30 protein-coding genes are annotated in these 16,678 nt (G+C 44.9%); 29 read left to right on the top strand and 1 reads right to left on the bottom strand.

Features of this window, described 5'->3' with window-relative positions; all coding sequences use genetic code 11:
- The first annotated feature begins 99 nt into the window (after positions 1–99).
- The 29 genes from AZ602_RS07585 (at position 100) to rplQ (ending at position 16,004) form a co-directional block, all read left to right on the top strand.
- Complete coding sequence (locus AZ602_RS07585; protein ID WP_103034400.1) at positions 100–1,716, top strand: Rne/Rng family ribonuclease; 1,617 nt, start codon at positions 100–102, stop codon at positions 1,714–1,716.
- A gap of 556 nt (positions 1,717–2,272) precedes the next feature.
- Positions 2,273–2,584, top strand: coding sequence for a 30S ribosomal protein S10 (gene rpsJ / locus AZ602_RS07580; RefSeq protein ID WP_003656991.1), 312 nt, complete (start codon positions 2,273–2,275; stop codon positions 2,582–2,584).
- A gap of 52 nt (positions 2,585–2,636) precedes the next feature.
- Positions 2,637–3,275 carry a 50S ribosomal protein L3 gene (gene rplC, locus AZ602_RS07575; RefSeq protein ID WP_078254914.1) on the top strand — a complete coding sequence of 213 codons (639 nt, stop codon included), beginning with the start codon at positions 2,637–2,639 and terminating at the stop codon, positions 3,273–3,275.
- An 11-nt stretch (positions 3,276–3,286) separates the two neighbouring features.
- Complete coding sequence (gene rplD, locus AZ602_RS07570) at positions 3,287–3,889, top strand: 50S ribosomal protein L4 (protein WP_103034399.1); 603 nt, start codon at positions 3,287–3,289, stop codon at positions 3,887–3,889.
- Complete coding sequence (gene rplW, locus AZ602_RS07565) at positions 3,886–4,215, top strand: 50S ribosomal protein L23 (protein ID WP_078254912.1); 330 nt, start codon at positions 3,886–3,888, stop codon at positions 4,213–4,215. The genes rplD and rplW overlap by 4 nt, the downstream gene beginning before the upstream one ends.
- Before the next feature lie 11 nt (positions 4,216–4,226).
- Positions 4,227–5,054 carry a 50S ribosomal protein L2 gene (rplB, locus tag AZ602_RS07560; protein ID WP_078254911.1) on the top strand — a complete coding sequence of 276 codons (828 nt, stop codon included), beginning with the start codon at positions 4,227–4,229 and terminating at the stop codon, positions 5,052–5,054.
- Between the two features lie 12 nt (positions 5,055–5,066).
- On the top strand, positions 5,067–5,342 hold the full coding sequence (rpsS, locus tag AZ602_RS07555) for a 30S ribosomal protein S19 (RefSeq protein WP_036364316.1): 276 nt from the start codon (positions 5,067–5,069) through the stop codon (positions 5,340–5,342).
- A gap of 9 nt (positions 5,343–5,351) precedes the next feature.
- On the top strand, positions 5,352–5,681 hold the full coding sequence (rplV, locus tag AZ602_RS07550; protein WP_078318444.1) for a 50S ribosomal protein L22: 330 nt from the start codon (positions 5,352–5,354) through the stop codon (positions 5,679–5,681).
- A gap of 2 nt (positions 5,682–5,683) precedes the next feature.
- Positions 5,684–6,406, top strand: a complete 723-nt coding sequence (gene rpsC, locus AZ602_RS07545) for a 30S ribosomal protein S3 (RefSeq protein WP_078318445.1) — start codon at positions 5,684–5,686, stop codon at positions 6,404–6,406.
- A gap of 3 nt (positions 6,407–6,409) precedes the next feature.
- Positions 6,410–6,823 carry a 50S ribosomal protein L16 gene (gene rplP, locus AZ602_RS07540; protein ID WP_064603324.1) on the top strand — a complete coding sequence of 138 codons (414 nt, stop codon included), beginning with the start codon at positions 6,410–6,412 and terminating at the stop codon, positions 6,821–6,823.
- Positions 6,823–7,020 carry a 50S ribosomal protein L29 gene (rpmC, locus tag AZ602_RS07535; protein ID WP_078318446.1) on the top strand — a complete coding sequence of 66 codons (198 nt, stop codon included), beginning with the start codon at positions 6,823–6,825 and terminating at the stop codon, positions 7,018–7,020. Before rplP ends, rpmC begins: the two co-directional genes overlap by 1 nt.
- The gene (gene rpsQ, locus AZ602_RS07530; RefSeq protein WP_078318447.1) at positions 7,017–7,286 is read left to right on the top strand and encodes a 30S ribosomal protein S17; all 270 of its coding nucleotides are present in this window, start codon (positions 7,017–7,019) and stop codon (positions 7,284–7,286) included. Before rpmC ends, rpsQ begins: the two co-directional genes overlap by 4 nt.
- Before the next feature lie 112 nt (positions 7,287–7,398).
- Positions 7,399–7,767 carry a 50S ribosomal protein L14 gene (gene rplN / locus AZ602_RS07525; protein ID WP_049236821.1) on the top strand — a complete coding sequence of 123 codons (369 nt, stop codon included), beginning with the start codon at positions 7,399–7,401 and terminating at the stop codon, positions 7,765–7,767.
- Positions 7,768–7,785: 18 nt separating this feature from the next.
- Entirely contained in the window at positions 7,786–8,103 is a 318-nt protein-coding gene (gene rplX, locus AZ602_RS07520; protein ID WP_103034398.1) for a 50S ribosomal protein L24, read from the top strand.
- A gap of 20 nt (positions 8,104–8,123) precedes the next feature.
- Positions 8,124–8,660 carry a 50S ribosomal protein L5 gene (rplE, locus tag AZ602_RS07515; protein WP_078318449.1) on the top strand — a complete coding sequence of 179 codons (537 nt, stop codon included), beginning with the start codon at positions 8,124–8,126 and terminating at the stop codon, positions 8,658–8,660.
- An 11-nt stretch (positions 8,661–8,671) separates the two neighbouring features.
- Positions 8,672–8,977 carry a 30S ribosomal protein S14 gene (gene rpsN, locus AZ602_RS07510; RefSeq protein ID WP_078318450.1) on the top strand — a complete coding sequence of 102 codons (306 nt, stop codon included), beginning with the start codon at positions 8,672–8,674 and terminating at the stop codon, positions 8,975–8,977.
- 14 nt (positions 8,978–8,991) lie between these two features.
- The gene (gene rpsH, locus AZ602_RS07505; protein ID WP_103034397.1) at positions 8,992–9,390 is read left to right on the top strand and encodes a 30S ribosomal protein S8; all 399 of its coding nucleotides are present in this window, start codon (positions 8,992–8,994) and stop codon (positions 9,388–9,390) included.
- A gap of 151 nt (positions 9,391–9,541) precedes the next feature.
- Positions 9,542–10,075, top strand: a complete 534-nt coding sequence (gene rplF / locus AZ602_RS07500) for a 50S ribosomal protein L6 (protein ID WP_078318452.1) — start codon at positions 9,542–9,544, stop codon at positions 10,073–10,075.
- Between the two features lie 11 nt (positions 10,076–10,086).
- The gene (gene rplR, locus AZ602_RS07495) at positions 10,087–10,437 is read left to right on the top strand and encodes a 50S ribosomal protein L18 (protein WP_078318453.1); all 351 of its coding nucleotides are present in this window, start codon (positions 10,087–10,089) and stop codon (positions 10,435–10,437) included.
- A gap of 2 nt (positions 10,438–10,439) precedes the next feature.
- The gene (gene rpsE / locus AZ602_RS07490; RefSeq protein ID WP_078318454.1) at positions 10,440–10,937 is read left to right on the top strand and encodes a 30S ribosomal protein S5; all 498 of its coding nucleotides are present in this window, start codon (positions 10,440–10,442) and stop codon (positions 10,935–10,937) included.
- 16 nt (positions 10,938–10,953) lie between these two features.
- Positions 10,954–11,133 (top strand): 50S ribosomal protein L30, encoded by a 180-nt coding sequence (gene rpmD / locus AZ602_RS07485; RefSeq protein WP_078318455.1) that lies wholly within the window; start codon positions 10,954–10,956, stop codon positions 11,131–11,133.
- Positions 11,133–11,573, top strand: coding sequence for a 50S ribosomal protein L15 (rplO, locus tag AZ602_RS07480; protein ID WP_078318456.1), 441 nt, complete (start codon positions 11,133–11,135; stop codon positions 11,571–11,573). The genes rpmD and rplO overlap by 1 nt, the downstream gene beginning before the upstream one ends.
- Positions 11,574–11,576: 3 nt before the next feature.
- On the top strand, positions 11,577–12,908 hold the full coding sequence (gene secY / locus AZ602_RS07475; protein ID WP_103034396.1) for a preprotein translocase subunit SecY: 1,332 nt from the start codon (positions 11,577–11,579) through the stop codon (positions 12,906–12,908).
- A gap of 19 nt (positions 12,909–12,927) precedes the next feature.
- Entirely contained in the window at positions 12,928–13,044 is a 117-nt protein-coding gene (gene rpmJ / locus AZ602_RS07470; RefSeq protein WP_049236838.1) for a 50S ribosomal protein L36, read from the top strand.
- Between the two features lie 129 nt (positions 13,045–13,173).
- Positions 13,174–13,530, top strand: a complete 357-nt coding sequence (gene rpsM / locus AZ602_RS07465; RefSeq protein WP_078318458.1) for a 30S ribosomal protein S13 — start codon at positions 13,174–13,176, stop codon at positions 13,528–13,530.
- A gap of 20 nt (positions 13,531–13,550) precedes the next feature.
- Positions 13,551–13,943 carry a 30S ribosomal protein S11 gene (gene rpsK, locus AZ602_RS07460; protein ID WP_036364258.1) on the top strand — a complete coding sequence of 131 codons (393 nt, stop codon included), beginning with the start codon at positions 13,551–13,553 and terminating at the stop codon, positions 13,941–13,943.
- A gap of 12 nt (positions 13,944–13,955) precedes the next feature.
- Positions 13,956–14,597: a 30S ribosomal protein S4 gene (rpsD, locus tag AZ602_RS07455; RefSeq protein ID WP_078318460.1), complete on the top strand. Its 642-nt coding sequence runs from the start codon at positions 13,956–13,958 to the stop codon at positions 14,595–14,597.
- A gap of 24 nt (positions 14,598–14,621) precedes the next feature.
- The gene (rpoA, locus tag AZ602_RS07450) at positions 14,622–15,626 is read left to right on the top strand and encodes a DNA-directed RNA polymerase subunit alpha (protein WP_103034395.1); all 1,005 of its coding nucleotides are present in this window, start codon (positions 14,622–14,624) and stop codon (positions 15,624–15,626) included.
- 18 nt (positions 15,627–15,644) lie between these two features.
- Positions 15,645–16,004: a 50S ribosomal protein L17 gene (gene rplQ / locus AZ602_RS07445; protein WP_078254892.1), complete on the top strand. Its 360-nt coding sequence runs from the start codon at positions 15,645–15,647 to the stop codon at positions 16,002–16,004.
- Between the two features lie 60 nt (positions 16,005–16,064).
- Here the strand turns inward: rplQ and AZ602_RS07440 are convergent, their stop codons facing one another.
- Positions 16,065–16,676 (bottom strand): Sua5/YciO/YrdC/YwlC family protein, encoded by a 612-nt coding sequence (locus AZ602_RS07440; RefSeq protein WP_103034394.1) that lies wholly within the window; start codon positions 16,674–16,676, stop codon positions 16,065–16,067.
- Between the last annotated feature and the right edge of the window lie 2 nt (positions 16,677–16,678).

Raw genomic sequence — 16,678 nt, 5'->3', positions numbered from 1 at the left:
GTCAGCCTTAATTTGCGTTCACCTTGCATAAATCGGCAATATCGCTTACTATAATCGATAGCGATAAAGAATTTGAAAATTATAAAAATTGAGTAAAAAATGTCAGAAGAGTTATTGATTAATTATACGCCGATGGAATCTCGGGTGGCGGTCTTGACTGATGGTGTGACGAGCGAAATACTGATCGAACGCCACCAAAAATTGGGCTTAGTGGGCAATATTTATCTAGGTACGGTGGTGCGAGTGCTACCAGGGATGCAGGCGGCGTTTGTGGATATTGGTCAGTCACGGACGGCATTTTTGCACGCCAATGATATGCAAAAACCCAAACGCATGAATGACAGCCCCGATGAGATTATCCAAACGCCGATCACACGCCTAGCCATTGCACACAGTCCAGCACAAAGCGGTGAGCTTGAGCAAGGACATAGTGCTGTCACTGATGTCAAATCACTGACCATTCCCAAAAAACCCACGCCAAGCACTGATTTGATCCAATATCGTCTCAGGGAAGGCGACCGTATTTTGGTACAAGTCATCAAAGATGAGCTTGGCACCAAGGGTGCGCGTTTGACCACCAATATCTCATTACCATCTCGCTATCTTGTGTATTTACCGACCAGTGATGAATATGTCGGTGTGTCAATCCGCATCGAAGAAAGTGACGAACGCACACGCCTAAAGAACGAATTGACCAAGTTATTACAATCGGCGAATCTCAAAGGCGGACTGATTGCCCGCACTGCCGCCGAAAAGGTGAGTGAGATTAAGCTTGAAGAAGATATCTATTATTTGGTGCAGTTGTGGCGGACGATTTTGACACGACAAGCTGCCGCCAAGCTACACTCAAACAAAAAATCTGAGCTGATCTATCAAGAGCTGTCCTTGCCATTTCGCTGTATCCGTGATTTGGTCAACGAAAAAACCACCAAGGTGCTGATCGACCACGAAGCGATCTATCATGAAGTGGCACATTTTGCCCGTGAATTTGTCCCATCGATTGCACCGATGGTCACGCATTATGCAGGCGAAGTGCCATTATTTGACTTATATCGTGTCGAAGAAGATGTCCAAAATGCCCTAAAACGCCGTGTTGATCTCAAATCTGGTGGCTATCTGATTATCGATCAAACCGAAGCGATGACCACCATTGATGTCAATACAGGCTCATATGTCGGCGCACGTTCGCTCGAAGATACAGTCTATAAGACCAATCTAGAAGCCACACAAGTCATCGCAAGGCAGATTCGCCTAAGAAACTTGGGCGGGATTATTATTCTAGATTTCATTGATATGCTCGAAGAAGCACACCGAGCAGATGTCTTGGCAAGCTTGCAAGAACAGCTGTCATATGACTATGCCAAAACCAATATCACGCAGGTTAGTGAGCTTGGATTGGTTGAGATGACACGCAAGCGCACCCGAGAGTCGCTACCACAACAGCTGTGCGAGCCATGCCCCGTCTGTGAAGGCAAGGGCTATATCAAGACCGCAGAGACTGTCTGCTTTGAGATATTTCGTGAGATCATGCGTTATGCACGCACCTTTAATGCCCCACGCCAGTTTACTGTCATCGCCCACGGTGCAGTGATTGAGCTGATGCTATCAAGTGAAGCCAACACCGTCGCTGATTTGGAATATTTGATTGGTAAACCCATCCGTTTTGAGATAGAGCCATTATATCAACAAGAGCAATATAACATCGCATTAGATTGATTTTATTTATTAAAAAAATATTTTTTTATAAATAATTTTAATGGGAAAATGCCAATTTTACCCAATATTTATCAAAAAATTAACATAGTAAAAATTAATAAATCGTATAACAATGACAAAAATAATGGTCAAAAATTGTACAATAGACACGCTTTGTTAGTCTTTTGTAAAATCATTCAAAAACTTGGCAAAAATTGCACAAAAAGCCAATAAATACCTTGCATTGTGCCAATTTTCGTGTATAATACACGCCATCATTGTATTGCGTTGCGCTTTTGATGGCACACATTGCCAAATAAATCAAAAGTTTACTTCATGAATGAACCAAAGTTCAACAGTTGAGGAAGTACCAAGTCAACGCCACAGCCGAAGCATCGTTTTTGGCACTATTGAACAAAACACCCCTGCTACCAGCATTCTTATGCAAGGTTGGCAGGGATAGGATTATTTTGTTTTCAGCTTTTCGAGAACAAATTTTAACGGTTTAACTGAAGTCTAAAACGCAATAAACGCATAGATGGAAGTTTATAAAGCACTTAATTAGGAGCTTGTTGGCATGGCTAACCAGAGAATCCGTATCCGACTAAAATCGTTCGACCATCGTCTGATTGACCAGTCGGCACAAGAGATTGTCGATACTGCAAAGCGTACAGGTGCACAAGTTTGCGGTCCTGTACCGTTGCCGACTCGTATTGAGCGGTTCAACGTATTGACATCACCACACGTCAACAAAGACGCTCGTGACCAGTACGAAATTCGCACCCATAAGCGTATGATCGACATCGTGCAACCAACTGACAAAACTGTCGATGCACTGATGAAGCTAGATCTAGCTGCTGGTGTTGATGTTCAGATCGCTTTGGGCTAATGAACATAAGTCTGGTTTGAACTATTAACTTTTAATATAAATGAGGTCTAAAATGGCGATTGGTTTAGTCGGTAAAAAATGCGGCATGACCCGAGTCTTCACTGAAGCAGGCGTTTCAATCCCTGTGACAGTAGTTGAGGTTGATGCCAACCGCATCTCGCAAATCAAAACAGTAGACACCGATGGCTATAACGCGATTCAGATCACCACAGGTGAGCGTCGTGACAGCCGCGTAACTGCTGCTCAAAAAGGACACTTCGCAAAAGCTGGCGTAGCCGCTGGTCGTGGTGTTTGGGAATTCCGCGCAGAAGAAGCTGACCTAGAAGGTCGCGAAGTTGGCGGCAATATCCTAGCTGATATCTTTGAAGTTGGTCAGTTGGTTGATGTGACTGGTCAAAGCAAGGGTAAAGGTTTCCAAGGTGGTGTGAAGCGTCACAACTTCCGCACCCAAGACGCAACTCACGGTAACTCTGTTTCTCACCGTGTATTGGGTTCTACAGGTCAAAACCAAACCCCAGGTCGCGTTTTCAAAGGCAAAAAAATGCCAGGTCAAATGGGTAACAAGCGTGTTACTGTTCAAGGCTTGGAAATTGTTTCAGTTGACGCCGAAAAAGGTGTACTAGTCATCAAGGGTGCTGTTCCAGGTGCCAACGGTGGCGATGTTATCGTACGTCCGTCAGTTAAAGCCTAAGGGGATTAAACGTGAATTTAAAAACTGTTACAGGTGCAGCGGTTGAGCTTTCTGAGGTCGCATTCGGCCGTGAGTTCAATGAAGCCTTGGTACACCAAGTAGTTACCGCTTATTTGGCTGGTGCTCGTCAAGGTACTCGTGCACAAAAAACTCGTGGCGAAGTTTCTGGCGGTGGCAAAAAGCCATGGCGTCAAAAAGGTACTGGCCGTGCACGCGCTGGTTCTATCCGTAGCCCTATCTGGGTTGGCGGTGGTCGTGCATTCGCTGCTAAGCCACAAGACTGGTCGCAAAAAGTGAACCGTAAAATGTACCGTGGTGCAATGCAATGCATCCTAGCTGAGCTAGTGCGTCAAGAGCGTTTGGTATTGGTTGATGACATCACTGTTTCTTCACCAAAAACCAAAGAATTGGTTGCTAAATTGGCTGACCTAAACGCACCGCGTGCATTGATCGTAACTCACGAAGTTGACGAAAACTTGTACCTAGCTGCACGCAATATCCCATATGTGAATGTATTGGGTACTCGTGAAGTTGATCCAGTAAGCTTGGTTTCTTTTGACAAAGTAATTATGACTGTTGAAGCAGCCAAACAATTTGAGGAGACACTTGCATGAGCAACGCAAGACTATATCAGGTACTAAAAGCACCTGTATTTTCAGAAAAATCTCAACGCCTAGGCGATACCCTTGGTGTGCAGGTTTTCAAAGTTGATGGCAAAGCTACCAAAAAAGAAATCAAACAAGCTGTTGAGCTAATGTTTGAAGGTGTTGAAGTTGTTAAAGTAAACACGCTAAACATCAAAGGCAAAACTAAGCGTTTTGGCCGTGTTGTTGGTAAGCGTAACGACATCAAAAAAGCGTATGTAACCCTAAAAGCTGGTTCAGACGTACAAATCGGTGCTGGTGAAGAAATCACTAGTGAAACAGCGACTAACGAATAAGGATTAACAAAATGCCTATCGTAAAAGCAAAACCTACATCACCAGGTCGCCGCTTTGTTGAAAAAGTAGTGCATCCACACCTTTACAAAGGTCGTCCATATGCACCGCTTGTTGAATCAAAAGCTAAAACTGGTGGTCGTAACAACAACGGTCGTATTACTACTCGCCACATCGGTGGTGGTCATAAGCAACACTATCGTCTAGTTGACTTCAAACGCAACAAAGATGGTATCCCAGCTGTTGTTGAGCGTATCGAATACGATCCAAACCGTACCGCGCACATCGCACTACTTAAGTATGCTGACGGTGAGCGTCGCTACATCATCGCGCCAAAGAAATTGAGCGTAGGTGATCAAGTAGTATCAGGTGAAGCAGCACCAATCCGTCCAGGTAACTGCTTGCCACTTAAAAATATTCCTGTTGGTACCGTGATCCACAACATCGAACTAAAAATCGGCAAAGGCGCGCAAATCGCTCGTTCAGCTGGTGCAGCAGTTCAGTTGCTAGGTCGTGATGGTGCTTATGTGATCGTTCGTTTGCGTTCAGGTGAAACTCGCCGTATCCACGCTAACTGCCGTGCGGTTATCGGTGAAGTATCAAACACTGAAAACAACCTAAAATCACTAGGTAAAGCAGGTGCAGCGCGCTGGCGTGGTGTTCGTCCTACCGTTCGTGGTACTGCGATGAACCCAATTGACCACCCACACGGTGGTGGTGAAGGCCGTAACTTCGGTAAGCACCCAACCAGCCCATGGGGTCAGAAAGCTAAGGGTCTTAAGACTCGTTCTAACAAGCGTACTGACAGTATGATCATCCGTCGCCGTCGTGCCAAGAAATAAAGGAAAAGTTTCATGCCTCGTTCATTGAAAAAAGGTCCATTTATCGATGCGCATTTGTTTGCCAAGGTTGAAGATGCTCTAGAAAGCAACAACCGCAAACCGATCAAAACTTGGTCACGTCGCTCGATGATTCTACCACAAATGGTAGGTCTAACCATCTCAGTTCACAACGGCCGCACTCATGTGCCAGTTATCGTGAACGAACAAATGGTTGGTCACAAACTAGGTGAATTCGCTCCGACCCGTTCATATCGCGGTCATGGCGTTGATAAGAAATCTAAGAGATAAGGTGCTACCATGGAAGTAACTGCAAAATTACGTGGTGCCGCCATTTCGGCACAAAAAGTAAGATTGGTTGCGGACGAAGTTCGTGGTAAATCAATCGAGCGTGCTTTAGACATTCTTACCTTCAGCAACAAAAAAGGTGCTAAATTGGTTAAGAAATGCCTTGAATCAGCGATCGCAAACGCTGAGCACAACAATGGTCTTGACATCGACAAGCTTCGTGTTAGCACCATCTATGTTGATGAAGGCATCACTTTGAAGCGTATTATGCCCCGTGCCAAGGGTCGTGCTGATCGCATCAGCAAACGCACTTGCCATATCACTGTTAAAGTAGGGGAATAATCATGGGTCAAAAAGTACATCCAATTGGTATCCGTCTAGGCGTGATCAAAAAGCACAACGCTAACTGGTATGCAAGTCCAAAGCAGTACTCTGAGTATCTGCTAAACGACTTCCAAGTTCGTGCTTTCCTACGCAAAAAACTTGAAGGTGCAATGGTAAGTCACATCAATATCGAGCGTCCGACTGGTGCAGCAAAAATCACCATTCACAGTGCTCGTCCTGGTGTCATCATTGGTAAAAAAGGCGAAGACATCGAAAGCCTACAAAAAGAGCTAACCAAGTTGATGGGCGTACCTGCACAGGTTAACATCCAAGAGATCACTTCACCAGACCTAGACGCTCGTCTAGTAGCTGAAGGTATCTCAAGCCAGCTTGAGCGTCGTGTGATGTTCCGCCGTGCGATGAAGCGCGCTGTCCAAAACAGCATGCGTGCTGGCGCACAAGGTATCAAAGTTGAGCTATCTGGTCGTCTAGGCGGTGCTGAGATCGCTCGTACTGAGTGGTATCGTGAAGGTCGTGTGCCACTACACACACTTCGTGCCGATATCGATTATGCATCAGTTCGTGCAGAAACCACTTACGGCACTATCGGTGTGAAAGTCTGGATCTTCCGTGGTGAAATCCTAGACGGTATGAACAGTGCTTACAACCCAGTGGTTGAAGACAAAGCACGCGCTCCAAAACGCCGTGGCCGTACTAACCGCCGCAACACAGACAGAGGTTAAGATATGTTACAACCAAAACGTACCAAGTTTCGCAAAATGCATAAAGGTCGTAACACTGGCCTAGCCCAGCGTGGTAACACCGTCGCTTTTGGTGAAATTGGTCTAAAATCTATCGGTCGTGGTCGTATGACTGCTCGTCAAATCGAAGCTGCTCGTCGTACCATCACTCGTCGCATTAAGCGTGGCGGTAAAATCTGGATCCGTGTATTCCCAGACAAGCCAATTACCGAAAAACCATTGGAAGTTCGTATGGGTAAAGGTAAAGGTCCTGTTGAGTACTGGGTAGCAGAAATCAAGCCAGGGAAAATGCTATATGAAATCCAAGGTGTAAGCGAAGAGCTAGCTCGTGAAGCGCTAACGCTAGCGGCTGCTAAGCTTCCATTTAAGACCACCATTGTTAAACGGACGATTATGTAATGAAAACCAACGAATTACGCGAAAAATCAGTAGATGAGTTGGCTCAATTGCTTGACGAAAAGCAACTTGACGCATTTCGTCTGCGCATGGCAAAAGCAACGGGTCAGCTTGGCAACACTCACGAAATCAAAGCAAATCGTCGTACGATCGCTAAGATTTTGACTTTGATCAACGAAAAACAAAGAGGTGATGCATGAGCGAGAACACCACTCAAGAAGTTGGCGTTGTAACTGGTAAAGTGATCAGCAACAAGATGGATAAATCTATCGTGGTGTTGGTTGAGCGCCAAATCCGTCACCCAATGTATGGCAAGCAAGTTCGCCGTTCTACGAAGCTAAAAGCTCACGACGAGAACAATGTATGCCAAGAAGGTGATATTGTACGCATCAAAGAAACCCGTCCATTCTCAAAGACCAAAACTTGGACTTTGGTGGATGTGGTTGAAACTGCTGTAAAAATTTAAGTTAGTTGCAATTTAAGCCATTTGCGAGTATAATATGCATCCTTTAGATGTATATCCGTCTGCAAGGACGGCAAATGGCTTTTATTGCTTTATTTATTATTGGAGTAATGCGATGATTCAGACTGAAACAATGCTGGAAGTTGCAGATAACAGTGGTGCAAGACGTGTTCAGTGCATTAAAGTACTGGGCGGCTCACATCGTCGTTATGCATCTGTTGGCGACATCATCAAAGTAACAGTGAAAGAAGCGATTCCGCGTGGCCGTGTTAAAAAAGGTGACGTGATGAATGCGGTTGTAGTTCGTACCAAAAAAGGCGTGCGTCGCCCAGATGGTTCAGTGCTTCGTTTCGACGACAATGCTGCTGTATTGTTGAACAATAACAAAGCGCCGATCGCTACTCGTATTTTTGGACCTGTTACTCGTGAACTGCGCGGTGAACAATTTATGAAAATTGTATCACTAGCACCAGAAGTACTGTAATTGTATTAGAGGCTTATTATGGCAAAGTTACGTAAAGGCGACACCGTGGTTGTGATTGCTGGCAAAGACAAAGGCAAGCAAGGCACAATTTTGGCGGTGAAAGCAGACCGTGTAAAAGTTGAAGGCGTTAATATTGTAACCAAACACCAAAAACCTAACCAAATGCTAGGTAAAGAAGGTGGCATCATTAAGCAAGAAGCTTTCCTACACATTTCAAATGTTGCGATTTATAACGCAAACACCCAAAAAGCAGATCGTGTTGCTTACCAAGTGAACAGTGATGGCAAAAAAGAGCGCATCTATCGTTCAACTGGTGAAGTAGTGGCGACTGCATAAGAGACTAAGGGTATATAGTAATGGCAAGATTAAAATCATTATACAATGACAAGCTAAAGCAGCAAATCAAAGACGAGCTGGGCTTAGAAAATGTCATGCAAGTGCCAAAAATCACCAAAATCACTCTAAACATGGGTGTTGGTGGTGCAGCACAGGATAAAAAACTACTAGAAGGTGCTTTGGCAGACATGACCGCGATCGCTGGTCAAAAACCTGTTGTGACTAAAGCACGCAAATCAGTTGCTGGCTTTAAAATTCGTGAAGAATGGCCGATTGGCTGTAAAGTTACTTTGCGCGGCGAGCAAATGTACGAATTCTTAGATCGCTTAATTGCCATTGCAATTCCGCGTATTCGTGACTTCCGTGGTTTCTCTGCCAAAGCATTTGATGGTCGTGGTAACTATTCACTAGGTATTAAAGAGCAGATCGTTTTTCCTGAAGTTGATTTTGATAAAATCGATCGCATTCGTGGTTTGGATGTTACCATCACCACTACCGCAGCAGACGATGATCAAGGTCGTGCATTGCTAAAAGCATTCGGCTTCCCATTCAGATAAGGTAAAACGTTATGGCTAAAAAGAGCATGATTAATCGCGAACTAAAGCGCGAAAAAACCGTTGCTAAGTATGCAGAAAAGCGTGCACAGCTTAAGGCGATCATCAGCGATGTTAACGCAAGTGAAGAAGAGCGCCTAGATGCTATGTTGGCTCTACAAGCATTGCCACGCAACTCATCACCAGTGCGTTTGCGCAATCGTTGTGGTGTGACTGGTCGTCCACACGGCTATTTCCGTAAATTTGGTCTATCACGCAACATGCTGCGTCTATATGTAATGCAAGGCGATGTGCCTGGCGTTCGTAAAGCCAGCTGGTAATAAGGAGTTACGCTATGAGTATGCAAGATCCAGTTGCCGACATGCTAACTCGCATTCGCAACGCACAATCAAGAAATAAACCATCTGTACAAATGCCAGCATCAAAGCTACGCAAATCAATCGCTGACTTGTTGGTTGCTGAGGGCTATCTAACTTCAGCTGAAGTAGCTGAAGCTGAAAACGGCAAAAAAGTATTGACCATCGAATTGAAGTACTACCAAGGTAAAGGCGTTATCGAGCAATTGAAACGCTATAGCCGTCCTGGTCTTCGTCAATACCGTGGTAAAGATGAGCTACCAAGCGTCAAAAAGGGCCTTGGTGTTGCCATCATCTCTACCAGTAAAGGCATCATGAGCGACCGTGCTGCTCGTGCTGCAGGTATCGGTGGTGAGGTAATTGCACTAGTTGCTTAATGCGCTGCGCAATACTTACAAAAAAATTACATCTAGGCTTTACTCATTAGCTCAGATGTGTTAAACTAGCAGGCTTTAATGCCTGTTAGTTTTTTTGTGGCCATCCAACACTGTGTTGGATGGTGTAATTTTAATTTGAAGGAAAATTCCTATGTCTCGTGTGGCTAAAGCCCCAGTAACGCTACCAGCGGGTACCAGCGTTACTTTGAACGATCGGCAGGTTGAAGTCAAAGGCAAAAACGGTACATTGTCTTTGAGCCTGCATGAATTGGTCGAGCTAAAACAAGAAGATGGTGTTGTAACACTATCTCCAGTTGCTGATACCAAAGAAGCGTGGATGCACACTGGTACAGTCCGTGCACTACTAAACAATATGGTGAAAGGTGTGAGCGAAGGCTTCGAGCGTCGCCTACAACTGATCGGTGTTGGTTATCGTGCACAAGTTGCAGGTAACAAAGTAAACCTAAGCCTTGGTTTTTCTCACCCAATCGAGTACACCCTACCTGAAGGTGTCACAGCAGAAAGCCCAAGCCAAACTGAAATCGTACTAAAATCAAGCGATAAACAAAAACTTGGCCAAGCAGCTGCTAAAATTCGTAGCTTCCGTCCACCAGAGCCATATAAAGGCAAAGGTGTTCGCTATAGCGATGAAGTGGTTCTTCGTAAAGAAGCTAAGAAAAAGTAAGGTAGGTAAATATGTTTGATAAAAAATCAGCACGCCTACGCCGTGCCAAAAAAACTCGTGCACACATCCGTCACTTGGGTGTGAATCGTTTGACTGTGACTCGTACACCGCGCCACATCTATGCACAAATCATCTCACCAACTGGTGGCGTGGTTGTCGCTCAAGCTTCTACTTTAGATTCAACTTTGCGTTCTGGCGCAACGGGTAATGTTGAAGCAGCCAAAGCTGTTGGTGCGCTTATCGCAGAACGCGCAAAAGCTGCTGGTATCACTAAAGTTGCATTTGACCGCAGTGGTTTTAAATATCATGGCCGCGTAAAAGCACTAGCTGACGCTGCTCGCGAAAACGGATTGGAGTTCTAATCATGGCAAAAGTTGAACAAACTGACGGTTTGGTAGAAAAATTGGTTGCCGTTGACCGTGTAGCAAAAGTTGTTAAAGGTGGTCGCATTTTCTCTTTCACAGCATTGACTGTTGTGGGTGATGGTAACGGCCGTGTTGGCTTTGGCCGCGGTAAAGCGCGTGAAGTGCCAGCTGCAATCCAAAAAGCCCTAGAAGCTGCTAAGCGCAATATGATCACAGTGGACTTGGATGGCACCACCATTCAACACCCAATTAATGCGCGTCACGGTGCATCTAAAGTATACATGCAACCTGCATCAGAAGGTACCGGTGTTATTGCTGGTGGTGCGATGCGTGCAGTGCTTGAAGTTGCCGGTGTACAAAATGTATTGGCAAAGTGCTACGGCTCTACCAATGCTGCAAACGTTGTACAAGCGACTTTTAAAGGTCTGCGTGACATGACTTCTCCAGAACAAGTTGCTGCTAAGCGCGGTAAATCTGTTGAAGAAATTTTGGGCTAAGCATAGGTGAGTTACGATGAAAAAAATGAAAGTTACTCAAATTAAGTCGAGCGCCCATCGCTTGGCAAGCCATAAAGCTTGTCTTAAAGGCCTGGGACTTCGTCGCATCGGTCATACTGTAGAAGTGGAAGATACCCCATCTACTCGCGGTATGGTAAATCGTGTAATTTACATGGTTAAAGTGGAGGAAGCGTAATGGGTCTTAAACTTAACGAATTATCACCAGCAGTTGGTGCTAAGAAAAAAGCACTACGCCGTGGCCGTGGTATCGGCTCTGGCATCGGTAAAACTGGTGGCCGTGGTATCAAAGGTCAAACTTCTCGTTCTGGCTCAAGCATTCCTGCAGGTTTTGAAGGCGGTCAAATGCCAATTTACCGCCGTCTGCCAAAATTTGGTTTCACCTCTAAGATTGCAATGACGACAGCTGAAGTACGCCTGTCTGAACTGAACAAAATCGAAGGCGATGTGGTTTCTGTAGAAACCTTGAAAGCTGCGAACATCATTCGTGGTGATATGAAGCGTGCTCGCATCATTCTATCAGGTGAAGTGACTCGTGCATTGACCTTTAAAGGCGTAAAAGTAACTAAAGGTGCAAAACAAGCAATCGAAGCTGCTGGTGGCAGCGTCGAGGAGTAATTTATGTCTAAGCAGTCAGCATCTCGATCTGGCATCCCTTTAAATCCATTTGCCTTCATTCGTAAGTATGATGAGCTTTGGACTCGCATGATGTTTTTGCTGGGGGCGCTGATTGTTTATCGACTTGGTTCTCACATACCTGTACCAGGTATGAATCCAGTTTCTCTAGCCAACTTTTTCCAGAGTAATAGCAATACCTTTTTGGGTATGTTTAACATGTTCTCTGGTGGCTCATTGGAGCGAATGTCTATCATGGCGCTGGGCATTATGCCATACATTTCTGCATCGATTGTCGTGCAGATGATGTCAGCAATCATCCCATCGCTTGAGGCATTAAAGAAAGAAGGTGAGTCTGGACGCCGAACTCTGAATAAATACACGCGTCAAGGCACGTTGGCTTTGGCTTTTGTGCAGGCAGTGGGTATGTCAACAGGTCTGATTGCAGGCGGTTTGACACTGACGACAGGATTAAGTTTTTATATTCCTGCGGTAACCTCGCTGGTTGCAGGTTCGATGTTTTTGATGTGGCTGGGTGAGCAAATCACTGAACGCGGCGTTGGTAATGGCATTTCTATGTTGATTTTGGCCAGCATCATCGCCAGCGCGCCAGGGATGATTTCACAAGCTTTCAGCCAAAACATGAATCTGATTGTTATGTTGTTATTTGCTGTTTTGGGCATCGCTGTAACTGCGGCCATTGTCTTTATTGAGCGAGCTCAGCGCCGAGTGCCTGTGAATTACGCTCAAAAGCAGCAACAAGGTCGAAAGGTCTATATGCAACAACAATCGCACCTGCCACTAAAAATCAATATGGCTGGTGTCATTCCTGCGATTTTTGCCAGCTCTTTGCTATTGGTGCCTGCAAGCTTGGGTCAGTGGACGACAGTGAATGAAAATCCAACTTTGACTCAGCAAATTATTCAGAACATTACTCTGGTGCTGCAACCAGGACAGCCTCTGTATCTACTGCTTTTTGGCGTGATGATCATCTTTTTCTGTTATTTTTATACAGCGTTGATGTTTAATCCAAAAGAAGTTGCAGAAAATCTTAAACGCAGTGGCGCATATATTCCCGGGATTCGACCTGGCCAGCAGACCAAGCGATATTTAGACTTTGTTTTGAACCGACTGACTTTTATTGGTGCGATGTACATGACCATCATTTGCTTAATGCCAATGGTGATTCAAACATGGTTTAATGTGCCAATTCCGTTGGGCGGTGCATCTTTATTGATTATGGTTGTTGTCTTGATGGACTTTATTGCTCAATTACAAGCGCATCTGATGACCCATCAGTATCATAATCAAACATTAATCAAATCATCACAACCGTGATGAATCGTAGGAGCGTGACATGAAAGTTCAAGCATCTGTCAAAAAAATCTGTGGTAGCTGCAAAATCGTTCGCCGTAAAGGTAAAGTTCTTGTGATTTGCAGTGCTGAACCACGCCACAAGCAGCGTCAAGGTTAATTTTACAAATTAATACTTGATATTTGGTAGCGGATAATGTATTATCCGCTTCTTGCCATGCTATCATTTTTGATAGCAGTTAAAACACTTAGCAAATGCATACGCATTTGTGCTAATGGAGAGAAATCAATGGCTCGTATTGCCGGTGTAAACATTCCGGACAACAAACATGCTGTGATTTCGCTAACTTACATTTTTGGTGTTGGCCGTACTACTGCTAAGCAAATCCTTGCTAAAGTCGGTATCGCTGAAACCACCAAAATTGGTTCGTTAGATGATTCACAACTTGATGCTGTCCGTGCAGAAGTTGCAAACTACACAGTTGAAGGTGACCTTCGTCGTGAAGTTTCAATGAACATCAAGCGTTTGGTCGATCTTGGTTGCTATCGCGGTCTTCGCCACCGTCGTGGTCTGCCAGTCAATGGTCAACGCACTAAAACTAACGCGCGTACCCGTAAAGGTCCACGCAAAGCAATTAAAAAGTAACTAACTTAGGAAGCTAAAAGATGGCAAAAGACACTCGTAGCCGCAAAAAAGTGGCTCGTCGTTCGGTATCTGAAGGTATCGCCCACATTCATGCGTCTTTTAATAACACCATTGTAACGATTACTGATCGTCAAGGTAATGCATTGGCTTGGGCCACTTCTGGTGGACAAGGCTTCCGCGGTTCACGCAAATCTACACCATTTGCTGCACAGGTTGCAGCTGAAGTGGCTGGTAAAGCTGCTCAAGAAACTTATGGTGTGAAGAATGTTGATGTCTTGGTGAAAGGTCCAGGACCAGGTCGTGAGTCTGCGGTTCGTGCATTAGGTGCATTGGGTTATAAAATTAACAGCATCAGCGATGTCACCCCAATTCCACACAACGGCTGCCGCCCACCTAAGAAGCGCCGCGTTTAAGGAGATCGACTTATGGCCCGTTATATTGGTCCAAAACTAAAACTATCACGTCGTGAAGGCACTGATCTTCAATTGAAATCAGGCGTAAAACCTTTTGATGTGAAAACAAAAAAAGCAGGTCGTGTACCTGGTCAGCATGGCAACAGCCAGAACAAAACTTCTGAATACGCATCACAGCTTCGCGAAAAACAAAAAGTTAAGCGCATGTATGGTGTTCTAGAGCGTCAGTTCTCTAACTACTATAAAGAAGCTGCTCGTCAGCGCGGTGCAACTGGTGAAAACCTACTAGTAACTCTAGAGCGTCGTCTTGACAATGTGGTTTATCGTATGGGCTTTGGCGCTACTCGTGCAGAAGCGCGTCAATTGGTTAGCCACCGTGCGATCATGCTTAAAAAAGCTGGCCGTGATGAGTTTGTTCGTGTAAACATTCCATCAATCCAAGTTCAAGACGGTGATGTGATTGCTGTTCACGAAAAATCAAAAGAACAACTTCGTATCAAAAACGCAGTTGAACTTGCGACCCAACGCGGTATTCCTGCATGGTTGGAAGTTGATCACAGCAAACTACAAGGCACTTTCAAATCTGCGCCAGAGCGCAGCGAATTGCCAGCTGAAATCAACGAAAACTTGATTGTTGAGCTATATTCTAAATAATCCGAACTAATTCGAGGTGACACTATGACAAATGCAACTGAGTTTCTTACACCGAGCGCCATCAATGTGGATACGGTTAATGAAACGACTGCAAAGGTCACGCTCGAGCCGTTAGAACGCGGTTTTGGGCATACCTTGGGTAATGCTCTGCGCCGCATTCTACTTTCTTCATTATCTGGCGCTGCAGTGATTGAAGCTGAGATTGAGGGTGTGGACCATGAGTATTCTACCCTTGAAGGCTTGCAAGAAGATGTATTGGATCTTCTGCTAAACCTAAAATCTTTGGCCATTATTTTGCACGACCAAAATGAAGCTTATTTGACTTTGGATAAAAAGGGTGCTGGCGTTGTCACTGCTGCCGACCTTGAACTGCCACACAATGTTGAAATCGCCAATCCAAATTTGGTGCTAGGTACATTGAGTGAGCGTGGCCACTTGAAGATGCGTCTTCGCGTGGTAACAGGCCGCGGCTATGAACCTGCTAATCAGCGTCGTGAAGATGCCAACTCTAAGATCATTGGTCGCTTGAAGCTTGATGCAAGTTTCAGCCCAATCATCCGAGTGGCCTATGATGTCGAAAATGCGCGTGTAGAACAACGCACTGATCTTGATAAGCTAATTATCGAGCTTGAGACCAACGGCACGATTGATCCAGAAGAAGCCATTCGTAAAGCTGCGACTATTCTACAACAGCAAATCGCTATCTTTGTAGATCTAGAAGCAGAAGAAGCGCCTGAGCCTATCAAAGAAAAAGAAGAGATCGACCCTGTACTACTTCGTCCAGTGGATGATCTTGAGCTAACGGTTCGTTCGGCTAACTGTTTGAAAGCTGAAAACATTTATTACATCGGTGATTTGGTACAGCGTTCAGAAACTGAACTGCTTAAGACACCAAATCTAGGTAAGAAATCATTGACCGAGATCAAAGATGTATTGGCATCTAAGAATCTTGAGCTTGGTATGCGTCTGGACAACTGGCCACCAAGCGATTTGCGTGTCGATGATCGTTTTTCTTATCGTAGCCGCTAATTTTAAGGATACTTGACCATGCGACATCGTAAAAGCGGAGTCAAGCTGGGTCGCACCAGCAGCCATCGTAAGGCTATGTTCCAGAACATGACTAACTCATTGTTCGAGCATGAGCTAATCAAAACCACTTTGCCAAAAGCAAAAGAGCTTCGCCGCGTTGCTGAGCCACTAATCACTTTGGCTAAAGAAGACAGCGTTGCAAATCGTCGTCTAGCATTCAGCCGTATGCGTAACAAAGATATGGTTGGTAAACTATTTGCCGAGCTTGGTCCTCGCTACCAAACTCGTCCAGGTGGTTACCTGCGTATCATCAAGTGCGGTTTCCGTGATGGTGACAATGCACCTATGGCATATGTAGAGCTCGTTGATCGTCCATAATCAACGCCCTGATGCAAAAAACCCTGATTATTTAATCAGGGTTTTGTTTTGTCTATGATTTTAAAAGTCAATTTGTGCGTCACCTTGGTTTAGCACAATGACAGATCCATCAGTGAGATTGACCAGTGTCGGTTCGCTTTGCATAATTTCTCCGCCATTTATATAACCATCCACCAGATTTTCTACTGCCATTTCAACTTCATAACTACTGCTATAGCTGAGCGGCTCATCATCAATGATGATAGGTAAACTGACAAATGCTTCGCCAAGCTTTTCTACTAAGGCTCGTTCGATGGCTGTGGCTGCTTGTCGTACGGTGATGGTTTTGCTTTTGTCATCAATGAATTTTTTGGGCGTAAGCTTTGTGGGCGCTAAAGCAAAATCAATGCCAGTGCCAAGCTTTGACTTCATAATACGATGAGCAAAATTATCAATGTCGGCATATTGGGCGATGTGGCTTAAATCTTGGCAGATGAGCACGGCGTGTGTTGCTGTTTGATAATTGCCCATGCGTGCCGCTTGCAGATACGCATCTTTGGCGCTAAGGCTCATGGCAAGTTGATACCCGTGCTGACTGGGATAGACGATGAGTTCATCGTTTGTGAAAGCTGTGATGATTTGGCTTAAGATGCGCTCTTGTGGGTTGTCGGGATGTAGGTAATAGGTGATCATGC

Source organism: Moraxella sp. RCAD0137 (assembly GCF_002894025.1).
GTDB classification, from domain to species: Bacteria; Pseudomonadota; Gammaproteobacteria; order Pseudomonadales; family Moraxellaceae; genus Moraxella; species Moraxella porci.
This window is presented reverse-complemented; position numbering and strand designations above follow the sequence as displayed.